At 57.2% G+C, this 12,491-nt stretch carries 6 protein-coding genes; 5 read left to right on the top strand and 1 reads right to left on the bottom strand.

Annotation, left to right across the window (positions count from 1 at the left end; all coding sequences use genetic code 11):
* The first annotated feature begins 43 nt into the window (after positions 1–43).
* Together groL and HK24_RS11135 are read left to right on the top strand one after the other, a co-directional pair.
* Positions 44–1,681 (top strand): chaperonin GroEL, encoded by a 1,638-nt coding sequence (gene groL / locus HK24_RS11140; protein WP_064274005.1) that lies wholly within the window; start codon positions 44–46, stop codon positions 1,679–1,681.
* A 255-nt stretch (positions 1,682–1,936) separates the two neighbouring features.
* On the top strand, positions 1,937–4,888 hold the full coding sequence (locus HK24_RS11135) for a TonB-dependent receptor domain-containing protein (RefSeq protein ID WP_198942124.1): 2,952 nt from the start codon (positions 1,937–1,939) through the stop codon (positions 4,886–4,888).
* 84 nt (positions 4,889–4,972) lie between these two features.
* Here the strand turns inward: HK24_RS11135 and HK24_RS11130 are convergent, their stop codons facing one another.
* Positions 4,973–7,867 carry an ATP-dependent DNA helicase gene (locus HK24_RS11130; RefSeq protein WP_086634528.1) on the bottom strand — a complete coding sequence of 965 codons (2,895 nt, stop codon included), beginning with the start codon at positions 7,865–7,867 and terminating at the stop codon, positions 4,973–4,975.
* A 202-nt stretch (positions 7,868–8,069) separates the two neighbouring features.
* On the opposite strand from HK24_RS11130, the gene HK24_RS11125 reads away from it, so the two are divergent.
* From HK24_RS11125 to HK24_RS11115, 3 genes are read left to right on the top strand one after another with little or no spacing between them, the layout of a single operon-like run.
* A complete protein-coding gene (locus HK24_RS11125) occupies positions 8,070–9,689 on the top strand; it encodes a lysine--tRNA ligase (protein ID WP_086634527.1) in 1,620 nt (539 codons plus the stop codon).
* 5 nt (positions 9,690–9,694) lie between these two features.
* Positions 9,695–11,794 (top strand): lysylphosphatidylglycerol synthase domain-containing protein, encoded by a 2,100-nt coding sequence (locus tag HK24_RS11120; RefSeq protein WP_086634526.1) that lies wholly within the window; start codon positions 9,695–9,697, stop codon positions 11,792–11,794.
* Positions 11,791–12,489 (top strand): MarC family protein, encoded by a 699-nt coding sequence (locus HK24_RS11115; RefSeq protein WP_046899648.1) that lies wholly within the window; start codon positions 11,791–11,793, stop codon positions 12,487–12,489. The genes HK24_RS11120 and HK24_RS11115 overlap by 4 nt, the downstream gene beginning before the upstream one ends.
* Positions 12,490–12,491: the final 2 nt, after the last annotated feature.

The following is a 12,491-nucleotide window of genomic DNA, read 5'->3' as shown; positions in this document are numbered from 1 at the left end:
CCCCGTTTCCTCTCGTTAAAAACCTCAACAGGAGATTAAGAACATGGCTGCCAAGGAAGTTAAGTTTGGTGCCGACGCCCGCGACCGTATGCTGCGTGGCGTTGATATTCTTGCAAATGCCGTCAAGGTAACGCTGGGCCCGAAGGGTCGTAACGTTGTTCTCGACAAGAGCTTCGGCGCACCGCGCATCACCAAGGACGGCGTGTCTGTCGCCAAGGAAATCGAACTGGCTGACAAGTTCGAGAACATGGGCGCTCAGATGGTACGCGAAGTTGCGTCCCGTACGAACGATCTGGCTGGTGACGGCACGACGACGTCCACGGTTCTTGCTCAGGCAATCATCCGCGAAGGTGCCAAGGCTGTTGCAGCTGGCATGAACCCGATGGACCTGAAGCGCGGCATCGACAAGGCTGTCCTCGTCGTTGTTGAAGAGCTGAAGAAGAACAGCAAGAAGATGACCTCCCCGGAGGAAATCGCTCAGGTCGGTACGATCTCTTCCAACGGTGAGCGTGAAATCGGTGAGATGATCTCCTCTGCCATGCAGAAGGTCGGCTCTGAGGGCGTCATCACGGTTGAAGAAGCCAAGGGCCTGCACACGGAACTCGACGTTGTCGAGGGCATGCAGTTCGACCGCGGCTACATCTCCCCGTACTTCGTGACGAACCCGGAGAAGATGACGGCTGATCTCGATGCGCCGTACATCCTGATCCATGAAAAGAAGCTGTCTTCGCTTCAGCCAATGCTGCCGCTGCTCGAGAGCGTTGTGCAGTCCGGCCGTCCGCTGATGATCATCGCTGAAGACGTCGATGGCGAAGCACTTGCTACGCTGGTCGTGAACAAGCTGCGTGGTGGCCTGAAGATCGCTGCCGTCAAGGCTCCGGGCTTCGGTGACCGTCGCAAGGCCATGCTGGAAGACATCGCGATCCTGACGGGTGGCCAGGTTATTTCCGAAGACATCGGGATCAAGCTGGAATCCGTTACTCTCGACATGCTGGGCCGCGCCAAGAAGGTTCACATCGAGAAGGAAAACACCACGATCGTTGAAGGCGCTGGTAACAGCGACGACATCAAAGGTCGTTGCAACCAGATCCGCGCTCAGGTTGAAGAAACAACTTCTGACTATGATCGTGAGAAGCTCCAGGAGCGTCTTGCCAAGCTGGCCGGTGGCGTTGCCGTCATCCGCGTCGGTGGCAGCAGTGAAGTTGAGGTGAAGGAGCGCAAGGATCGTGTTGACGACGCTCTGCACGCAACCCGCGCAGCTGTCGAAGAAGGTATCGTCCCGGGTGGTGGTACGGCTCTTGCTCGCGCTTCCGTTGCTCTGAAGGGTCTGACCTTCGATAACGACGATCAGCGTATCGGTGGCGAGATCGTTCGCAAGGCGCTTCAGACGCCGCTGCGTCAGATCGCTGAGAACGCTGGTGAAGACGGTGCCGTGATCGCTGGCAAGGTGCTCGAGAACGACACCTACAATTTTGGTTTTGATGCTCAGAACGCTGAGTACAAGGACCTGGTTGGCGCAGGCATCATCGACCCGACGAAGGTTGTCCGTACGGCTCTGCAGGATGCCGCTTCGGTTGGTGGTCTGCTGATCACGACGGAAGCCATGGTTGCCGAGCGCCCTGAGAAGAAGGCTCCGGCTGCTCCAGGTGGCATGGGCGGCATGGGCGACATGGATTTCTGATCCAACGCTTCAGATTCCCCGGTTTTAAAAAGCTGGGGAATATGTCGAATAATTACAAAAAGAGCCGTCTCACCTCAGGGTGGGACGGCTTTTTTTTTGACTTATTTTGATATGCGTCCGACACATATGTGACCCTTATGCAACGCTTGTCACAAAACCATCACGGAGCGATCGTACTCGCTGGAAGTTGGGGTGACACTTTCGCAATGAAATGTCTAAAGGAGGTCACTGCCTTTAGAAGGATTTCGTCTTATTATGATCGTATCGCGTCGCAATATGCTACTTTGCGCGTCGGTTATGGGTGTGGGTGCGCTGTCAGGCGCGGCACAGGCCGCAACAACCGATCACGCTAAAACCACGTCCTCACATGTGCGCCACAAGACTGTGACACATAGTCCGGTGCGTTCTGCTGCGACGCCTGCAACGACAGCTCCGGTTGCTGCAACCCGTCAGGTTGCCGCTCCGCAGTATGCTGCGCCTGTTGCGGTCAGCAATACACGTGCCCTGCGTTCCATCGATTCCAATCGATCCGAGAACGTTGTGGTAACGGGTTCGGCGCTCAGCACGTCGAACAACTCCAATGCCAATCCGGTCCAGATCGTGACCAGCAAGCAGATTGAGCAGACGGGTGCCACTACGATTGGTGACTACCTGCAGCGTCTGCCGTCCATGGGATCTTCGGGTACGACGAACAGCCAGACCAATGGTACGGGCGGTTCGTCCTGCATGGATCTGCGTAACCTTGGACAGAACCGTGTTCTCGTTCTGGTCGACGGCAAGCGTGCTGCCATCAATGGCAACAACAGCTGCTTCGACATGAACACGATCAACGTTCATCAGGTTGCCAGCATTGAAATCCTGAAGGATGGCGGTTCCGAGCTGTACGGTGCTGACGCTGTTTCTGGCGTTATCAACATCAAGCTCCGTCATGACCTTAATGACGCCAACCTTACAGTTCGTGGCGGCATCGGAACGGATCATGGCGACGGCCAGACAGGCATGATCTCCGGCTACAAGGGCTGGAACTTCGATCATGGCAAGGGCAACGTAACGCTCTTCGGGTCTTACATGACCTCGAGCGGCATCAAGCAGGCTAACCGCTCCTGGGCAAGCCCGGTTCAGGGTAACGACCCTATCAACCCGGCTAATCTTTCCTTTGGTTCGGGCTATCCGACGGGTGGTCTCTTCCAGACCAGCACCGGGAACTATGTCGGTAGTGAGAGTGGCGCTCTGCACTCCTACACGAAGGCTGATCGTTACAACTATGGTGCTGACCAGAACCTGACGAACTCCCTGACGAACGGGACGCTGTCGTTTGATGCTCACTATGACATCAACCGTCACTTCACGCCGTACCTGAACTTCAACTACGCCCATCGTAATTCGTCCACGACGATGGCACCGATCCCCGTTGCTGGCAGCATCTATCCGTCCACGCTGCCGACCGCCCTGTATGTTCCGGAGAACTATCCTGGAAATACGCTGGGTGAAGACGCCTACATGTCCAAGCGCATGGGTGAGTGGGGCAACCGCCGCAGCGAAACGGCTACCGATACTTACACGGGTATTGCTGGTGTAAAGGGTGAAATCACCCACGGCTGGAACTACGATCTGTCCTACACCTACGGCTGGAACCAGGTCATGTCCCAGACGTCTGGCGTCGGTAACTATGCCAAGCTTCTGCAGACATACGGCTTGCAGCAGGACACCCCGGGTGATTCCAACAGCACGCTGAGCTACAATCCGTCTGTTTGTAATGCTGCTGCAGGTTGCGTTCTGTCGAACCCGTTCGGCAAGCTTTCACCGGAAGCCGCAGCTTATTCCAACTACACGTCGCATGATCACTATTACTACCAGCTTCGTGACCTGAACCTGCGCATCAACAACAACCATGTTGTTCACATGCCATGGAACAACGGTGGCGACCTGGGTCTTGCGCTCGGTATGGAACACCGTGGCGAGCAGCTTGCCTATCACCCGGATGCACTGGTTGAATCTGGCCAGACGCTGACGAACTCTGCGTCCTACACCGGCGGTGGCTTCAATGTTTCCGAAGGCTACATCGAAGGCAAGGCAACGCTGCTGCATAACGCTTTCCTTGCCAAGGATCTGACGATTGACGGTCAGGGTCGTTACTCTGCCTACAATACGTTTGGTGGCACGAAGAACTGGAAGGTCTCCATCAACTGGGCACCAATTCAGGACATCCGCTTCCGCGCAACACTCGGCACCTCCTATCGTCAGCCGAACGTGTATGAGCTGTATGGTGGTCAGTCCCTGGGTTATGCTTCAGCGACCGATCCGTGTGATTCCGTGCAGGCCGCATCCTACGGTGCGCAGTCTCCTGTCGTAGCAGCTAACTGTGCACGTCAGGGCATTAACAGCAGCACGTTCTCGTCCAACTTCTCTGGACAGGCACCGACGCTGTATGGCGGTAACGCGAAGCTGCGTCCTGAAACGGGCCGGACCTATACGATCGGTACGGTGATCACGCCGCGCTGGATCCCGGGTCTGTCTGCGTCCGTTGAATACTGGCACTACACGCTCAAGAACATGATCACGTATCTGAGCAGCCAGTACATCATGGACCAGTGCTATACGGGCACGAACACGTCTTACTGTGATCGTATTACCCGTGTTGCAAGCACCGGGCAGCTGAATGCTGTGACGTCCATGTATGACAACATTGGCGGCCTGAAGACGAGCGGTATCGACTTCGACCTCGACTACCGTATCCGTGTCACGCAGCACGATGTCCTGACGCTGTCCAACAACTTCCAGCAGCTCGTCAGCTACCTGCAGCAGAACGAAGCTGGTGGTCAGTGGTACAATTATGCTGGTCGCATGATGTATCAAAGCGGCACTGGCAATCCGCGTGTTCGTGATTACGCAACGGTTGGCTGGCAGCATGGTGCGTTCGGCGTGACGTACATGATGCAGTACATGGGCGGCATGGTCTGGAACGACGGCACGACAGATCTGAAGCGTGCCAACGGTTATGGCCGTACCAGCACCCCGGGCATCTTCTCTCATGATGTGACAGTGTCTTATCGCTGGAAGAGCTGGAACTTCGAAGGTGGTGTGAACAACCTTCTCGACAAGAAGCCGCCGTTTGTTGCCAGCGCAACGGACAACAGTGCAGCCGCGCTGTACGGCAACCTCTACATGGGACGTTACGTCTTCCTGCAGGCAGGCGTGAACTTCTGATCCTCGGGTTTTCCGGGAACATGAAAAAGGCGGTGGAATTTCCACCGCCTTTTTTTATGCGTCACTGTCTTCGAAATGGTCGGATCAGGACGGAGTGAGAAACGCCGCAATATCACTGATGGTCTCTGCCAGACTGAGGCGCCGAACTTCTACACCTGCTGGGAAGGCAGAGAGAAGACGCGAGGGCATCCTGCGATCGAGCATCACAAAAACACCCCTGTCATCACCCTTCCGGATCAGGCGGCCGAAAGCCTGTCTTAAGCGCATTCTGGTAATGCGATCGTCATAATCACCGGGTCGTCCTTCCGAGAGAAGGCGGCGTCGCTCGCGATGCAGAATATCGGGGCGGGGCCATGGGGTCTTTTCAAACACCACCATGCGTAAGGCTTCCCCCGGCACGTCCACCCCATCCCGCATAGCGTCGGTGCCCAACAAGCAGCTGTGGGTTTCCGTGCGGAAGACATCGACGAGTGTTGCGTTATCCATGGCATCAACGTGCTGGGCATATACAGGGAAGCCCTGAGCTTCCAGCTGCTCGTTAATGCGACGATGGACCTCGCGCAGACGACGGATTGCCGTGAAAAGCCCAAGAGCTCCTCCGCCCGCTGCTTCGAAGAGTGCCCGAAATGCATGGGCAAGAGACGCGATTTCGACGGAAACGTCGGTCACAACATAAGCGCGCGTCTGCTTGGCGTAATCGAACGGGCTCATGAGTGAAGCGCGGATTGGTGGCTTCATGAAATGCGTGGCCCCAAGCCGCAGTTCTGCTGCGTGCCAGCTTTCTTCTCCGTCTTCTGAGCCGGTCTGGTCGCGCAATGTGGCAGATGTCAAAAGCAGGCCATGAGCCGGTGTCTGAATGGTCGATGCAAATGGAATTGTCGGGTCCAGCCAGTGACGATAAAGGCCCACGTCATGGTCCCCCTGCGCCCCACGTGTTCTGGGGAGACGTTCAGTCCGGATGAAATCAATATGGACGGGTGTCAGGTCGGGCTCGGGGGGCGTCTGAAGGGCGTCCAGCATTCCGACCCAGCCTGTAACGCGGCTGATGGCGCGGCGATGCAAAGTCCGGATGAAAGCCTCGATCCGCTGACGCGTGGGGGCTTCCATTTCCGGATCGTCTTCTACCGTTGCTTCAAGTCGTTTTGTCAGCTGGATTAGTGGGGTTTGCAGGCGCCGCAACGCTCTGGCCAAGTCCTTTGCGCTCGTCCGCACTGTATCATTCGTGGGGTGCAGATCGCACTCGGTGGAGATGTATGTGGTGTCCTGTTGTGGGCCTTGAGTGCGTCGGGCTTTGAGTTGATGATCGAGGGCCTGAAAAAACAGCTCGGCAGGGTTATCCAGTTCCGGCTCGGGGGCCATGAGCGGAAGAAACGCGGGTGCTTCGTCTTCCTGCGGAATCGGCGCGTCCATTCCGTTTTTCAGTCTTACGCTCCAGCCCGGAGCCGGCAGTGCTCGCGCAGCTTGCAGCACGGCATGAAGTGGAGCGTCTATTGTCGGAATACGTTCAACCAGATCATCAAGGCGCCGGAGGAGTCCGCGTGCTCTGGATCGGCTTCCCTCTGCACCCAAAAGCCAGCGTCTGAGTTCGGCTGTTTCAAGCCCTGACAGAACCATGGCAAAGGCGCTGTCTGCTGCTTCAGGGACGTGATGTCCTTCATCGAAAACATATCGTGTTGGCGTCGCATCTTCATCGGGGAGCCCGGGAGGTGCGAGAGCAGTCCAGGCCGCCTGCGACATGACAAGCGCGTGGTTGGCCACAACAAGATCTGCCTGTCTGGCACGACGAATGCCATGTTCCACGAAGCAGGTTTGGTAATGCGGGCACGCCGCATGAATGCATTCGCCACGCCTGTCTGCCACACCGTGCAACGTGCCCTGGCCGAAGAGATCGCCGAACCATCCTGGGAGGTCGCCACCCATCAGATCACCGTCGCGGCTCGCTTCAGCCCATCGTGCGAGAAGGCTGAGGGGAAGCAGGGCTGCCGCTCCGTCATTCCCCCGAGAGGTGGCGGCATTGAGCAGATCCTCCATATTCAGGAGGCACAGGTAGTTCTCACGTCCTTTGCGGACGACGACCTTTTGTCTCAGTGTTGCCTCATCGGGATAGAGACGATGAAGTTCCTGCTCGATCTGCCTTTGAAGATGTCGCGTGTAAGTGCTGACCCAGACGGCTCCATCATTCTGCTCGGCCCACAGGCTTGCTGGCGCAATATAGCCAAGGGTCTTCCCCGTGCCCGTTCCAGCTTCAGCAAGTACGACATTGGGCGATCCGAGCGTTTCCCGGGGCTCGAAAGCCGCAGTGGCAACAGACGCAAAGTCAGCCTGTCCGGGGCGCGCTTCTGCATTCTTGCCAAGGATCTGGCGTAGTCTTTCACGCGCGGCCTGCGGTGAAACGGGCTGGCTGCCGGGAGCTGGTCTGGGGGCTGTTTCCTCCCAGCGTGGCAGGCGCCGCCAGACGCGTACGGCATCATAAGGATGCGCACTGCCCGGGTCGGAGGCTGTGCCGATGGCATCCGCGACTTCGCCACTCCAGATCCAGCCGGCCCGCGTCAGCGGGAGCAGGAGGGCCCGTAAGCGTTTTCCTTCAGGAGTATCAGCTTTTTCCCGTAACTTGCCGAGAAGGGTCTCGCAGAGCAGCGGCAGGAGGTCCGCCGTGGTGGTTTCTGGCGGCGTCAGTCCAAGAGCGATCGCCAGTCCGCGCGGGGTAGGCGCAACGGTTGTTGCGGGACACACGAACAGAAAGAGATCCAGAAGATCAAACCAGGGGACAGGCTGGGATAGCGGTGTGAGATCAAGCGCGCGCAGGGCGGCCGGGCCATGAACGAGAAGGGGAGGTGGAAGCTGCGCCAATCTTTCCCGTACCTCATCGGCCGGGAGGTCCAGAAGCTCACCATCGGGCGTCAGGAGAGAGGACAGGCCTCGTCTCGCGACAAGAGCGGGTGCGTCAAACGGAGATGGGAAAGATGGCGAGCGCGGCATTGCGGTCAGTCTAACTGGAAGGGCAGAAGCGAGCGAGTGCTTTAAAGAACAGACCGTGAAAGAATGAAGAGGCTTGGGCTGTCATATCGGTTTGGAAGTAAATTTGACACATTTCGTCATGGTTTGGGGGCCTTGGAGAAACTTCGTTTGCTCTCGTACTGCTTGACCCGCGATACGTGTCTGCCTACGTTTTCCGATAATCATGCACAATTCCAGAACACATATCATCCCGTCCCTCGCATCTGACGCGCCGCTTCCAAAAGCATGGCCGTTTGAAGAGGCAAAAAAAATTGCCGAGCATGTTGGCGCGCGCGCTCCAGAAGTGCCCGCACTGCTTGAGACCGGGTATGGCCCCTCCGGGTTGCCACACATCGGTACGTTTGGCGAAGTGGCCCGTACAACGTGGGTACGGCAGGCTTTTGAGGCTCTGACAGGCCGCCCGACGCGTCTGCTGGCGTTCTCGGATGATATGGATGCCTTGCGCAAGGTTCCGACGAATGTGCCGCAGCAGGACCTCCTTGCAAAGCACCTCGGCCTGCCTTTGACGCGCGTTCCCGACCCCTTTGGTGAATACGAGAGTTTCGCCGCTCACAATAATGCCCGCCTGCGCCAGTTTCTTGACGGTTTCGGCTTCGACTACGAATTTGCGTCCGCGACGGACTATTATACGAGCGGGACATTTGATGCTGCACTTCGGCGGATGCTCGAAGTGCATGACGAAGTTGTTGCGACCATTATTCCGACACTTGGTCCGGAGCGTCGCGCGACTTACTCCCCTGTTCTGCCGATCCACCCTGAAACGGGACAGGTGATGCAGGTCCCGATCATCAAGGTGGACCCGGATGCCGGTACGGTCGTCTGGAAAGATGAAGCGGGCAAGACGTTTGAAACATCCGTCTTCGGTGGACACGCCAAGATGCAGTGGAAGGCCGACTGGGCCATGCGCTGGTATGCTCTGGGTGTCGATTATGAAATGTCCGGCAAGGATCTGATTGATAGCGTGAAGCTGTCTTCGAAGATCTGCCGTATTCTGGGTAAGCAGCCGCCTGCCGGACTAACCTATGAGCTGTTCCTTGATGCTCAGGGTCAGAAGATCAGCAAGTCAAAAGGTAATGGTCTGTCTGTCGAGGAGTGGCTGCGTTACGGCACGCCGGAAAGCCTCGGCCAGTACATGTACCAGCAGCCTACGCGTGCAAAGCGTCTGTTCTTTGACGTTATCCCCCGTGCAACGGATGACTACCTGACACTGGTTCAGAAGGCTGAGACGCAGGAACCGGTAGACCTGATGGCAAATCCGGTCTGGTTCATTCACGGGGGAACTGTACGCCCGGAAGATACCAGCCCGGTTTCCTACACAGCGCTGCTAAATCTCGCGAACGTGGCAAATGCGGACAATCCAGAGACACTCTGGAAATTCCTGCGTCGCTATGACGAGACGCTGTCGCCAGAAACGCATCCGTATGTCGACAAGCTTGTTCGTTGCGCTCTGACGTACTTCCAGGAGCAGGTGTACCCGAACAAGGTTTATCGTGATCCCTCCGAGACTGAACGAAAGGGCCTTGAGGACCTGGCTGTCGCTCTGGAGAAGCTCCCTGTTCATACGTCTCCTGGCGATGTGCAGGATGTTGTGTTCGAGGTCGGCAAGCGCTACTTTGAGAAGTCTGAGCTGCGCTCCTGGTTCGGTTGTCTGTATGAAGTGCTTTTGGGCCAGAGCGAAGGCCCGCGCTTCGGCATTTTCGCTTCACTCTTCGGTTTGCCCGAGACCGTAGCCCTGATCAGGGGTGCACTGGCTCGCCCGGCTGCCGGGATGCCTCAGGCCTAACGTCGATGTGCCCGCCTCGGGAAGACGACTGGCAAAATGATGGGCTTGCTCTCGACGTGGAAGACGAGAGCGGGCCTGTTAAAAGCCGCTGGAAATTATTGCTGACACGTGCCCCGGCAATTGTCGGGCTCGTGCTCTTGATTGCTGCTGTTGTGGTGATCTGGCGCGAGCTGCGCAATCTCTCCCTGCGGGACATTGCCAGAAGTCTCAGCGACATTCCGGATGGTGCGCTTCTGGCAGGAGCCGGAGCGACATTCCTGTCGTATTTTATCCTGTCATTTTACGACCGCCTGGCCTGCTTGCATGTCCGGGCTGATGTTTCTTTCAAGCGCTCTTCTTTTGCGGCCTTCTGCTCTTACGTCCTGTCGCATAATCTTGGATGTGCCGCGATTTCGGGTGCCGCAGTGCGGTTCAGACTTTATCGGAGCTGGGGTGTCGCGCCTGCGGATATTGCACAGATCATTGCCTTTTGCTCAGCAACCTATCTTCTGGGAACGCTGGCTCTGGTCGGAAGTATTCTAACCATTGAGCCGCACGCCATTCCGGTTTTGTCTCATCTGCCCGCTTTTCTGCTGCGGCTGGCTGGTCTTGGCTGCTGGGGTATTCTCGCGGCTTATGTCGTCTTTTCTCGCATCCGCCGGCACGTAAAAATCTGGCGTTACGAGATCGAAATTCCCAGCACGGGTATAGCGATTGCACAGATTGCGGTCAGTGCGGCTGATATGGCTGCGACGGCTCTGATTGCGTATAGCGTGCTGCCGCCGTTGCCTCCTGAAGCCCATTTTGGCTTCGGGACATTCCTTGCCATTTATATCGCGTCTTACACAGCAGGACTGGTAGCGAGCGTTCCGGGGGGGCTGGGCGTTTTTGACAGTGCCATGCTTCTGGCATTGCGGCCGTATCTTCCGGTTCCGGAAATCATGGGCGCGATCCTTGTTTTCCGCCTCTTCTATTACATTATTCCGCTGGTCATGGCGGGTCTGATGTTTGCCGGGCATGAACTGTTTCTGCGGGGAGAGCAGGCACTTGTGTCCGCAGGACAGGCGCCGCGGCGTATTCGCCCCAGTCAGGTTGTACGAGAGTCCGAAGCGGATTTTTCGGTCACAATTGCAACCAGCGTTCAGGCTGTAGCGGGAATTCTTCTCGTCTTTTATGCGCTGGTTGCTGAGCTGCCGCCTCTGCGCACTTCTCTCGGTGCTGCGGTCTCGCAGATTGCGGATTTGTTCCTTACCGTGTCGGGTGTTGCGCTTGTTGGGCTGGCCATGGGGCTGTCCCAGCGCGTCGCGCTTGCATGGAAGGTTTCTCTCGGCGTTCTTGGCGCGTCAGTCGTCCTGCTTGTGCTGCGACATGCACCTTGGGAAGCCCCGGTTGCTCTGGGGCTCGTGATGTTGCTGATCGCGCCTTTCCGAAACTGTTACTATCGCAGGGCCCATCTTCTTGTGGCTCCCCTGACACCTGCGATGCTGGCACCAATGTCCTTATGGGCGCTGGGGCTTGTTGGGGTCGGCTGGGTTGCTGTGCAACGGCATTTAGGCCCCATCTGGTGGCGCTCCATGATTTATGATGCGCACACGGCTGTAGGCCGGTGGTTTCTGGGGCTGTCTGCGCTTTGCGGTCTGTTCGCCCTTTGGGTTGGTATGCGCAGAACGCGCATCCGCTTCGAAGCGTGGAATGTGGAGAACGAAAGCCATTATCGAAGCCTGTCTCATGCTTTGCAGGAACTGGGCCCGCGTCGTCCCAGTGGCTTGCTGCATGATGAAGCAGGCCGAGCAGCTATTCCCTTTTTCCGGACGGGTCAGTTCATTATTGGCCTCGGAGATCCGGCGGGTGCCGAGCGGAACTGCATTGCTGCCATCTGGCGGTTGAGAGATCTTGCGCGTCAGGAAGGCCGAAAACTTGCTTTTGTGCGTGTTGGCCAGTCTCTGATGGCGGTCTATAACGATCTTGGTCTGACGGTGTGTCTGGAAGGCCGGGCAGGGACGATCTGCTGTTTTTCCGAGGACTATCGTATGATCCGGGCATTCCTCACGGGAGAAGAGCGGCGCGCTCGCAAAAAGCGGGCGTCGTGTCGTTCGGACGTCGCCTCAGGCACAACAGGGTCATGAGCCTGCCACCCAGTCTGGGTAATGCGGTCAACAGTTGGCTGATTGCATTTCCAGCGCTGTTTTCGATCATCAATCCCCTTGGTGCGTCTTTGATTTTCGCTCAGGCGACAGAGGGGCGGACACGCAAAGAAGTTATCGAACTGGCGCGGCTTGTCGCGCTGAATTCTCTGGCGATCCTTCTGGTGTCCATCTGGTTTGGTAGCTGGATTCTGAGTTTCTTTGGCATCAGTATGAATGCGCTACGCATTACTGGCGGTCTTGTTGTGGCCTCGCGCGCGTGGGTCATGTTGCAGCAGCCGGAGACAAGCGAGGCCCGGAAAGAAAAGCAGGCGCTTCAGGGCGGGCGAACCGTTGCCGCACCTGATCTCAAAGAGCGCGCTTTCTTTCCGCTGGCCATGCCTTTCACCGTGGGGCCGGGGAGCATCTCTGTAGCAATCGCTCTGAGTTCTTCATGTCCGCCCCATATGCCCGCGCCGGATTATTATATGGGCGTATCAGCGGCGGCGACTGCCATGGGCATCGTCGTTGCCATCGCTTACGCCTATGCGGAGCGGATCGTTTCCATGCTTGGCATCACTGGCGCGCGGATTGTCAGTCGTTTGGCCGCGCTCATTCTTCTGGCTATCGGAATCCAGATTTTCATTTCAGGCGTACAGGGCGTTCTTGTTGATACTTTACGTCTAGCTCGACACTGATA

The sequence above is a fragment of the Gluconobacter sp. DsW_058 genome, assembly GCF_002153615.1.
Lineage (GTDB): Bacteria > Pseudomonadota > Alphaproteobacteria > Acetobacterales > Acetobacteraceae > Gluconobacter > Gluconobacter cerinus.
Note: the sequence above shows the minus strand (reverse complement) of the source record. Positions and strands in the feature narration are given on the sequence as shown.

What these genes read in the sequence shown, in the direction of transcription:
- HK24_RS11130 (WP_086634528.1), bottom strand. Translation starts at nt 7,867, where the DNA reads ATGCCGCGCTCGCCATCTTTCCCATCTCCGTTTGACGCACCCGCTCTT.
- HK24_RS11120 (WP_086634526.1), top strand. Translation starts at nt 9,695, where the DNA reads ATGTGCCCGCCTCGGGAAGACGACTGGCAAAATGATGGGCTTGCTCTC.
- groL (WP_064274005.1), top strand. Translation starts at nt 44, where the DNA reads ATGGCTGCCAAGGAAGTTAAGTTTGGTGCCGACGCCCGCGACCGTATG.
- HK24_RS11135 (WP_198942124.1), top strand. Translation starts at nt 1,937, where the DNA reads ATGATCGTATCGCGTCGCAATATGCTACTTTGCGCGTCGGTTATGGGT.
- HK24_RS11125 (WP_086634527.1), top strand. Translation starts at nt 8,070, where the DNA reads ATGCACAATTCCAGAACACATATCATCCCGTCCCTCGCATCTGACGCG.
- HK24_RS11115 (WP_046899648.1), top strand. Translation starts at nt 11,791, where the DNA reads ATGAGCCTGCCACCCAGTCTGGGTAATGCGGTCAACAGTTGGCTGATT.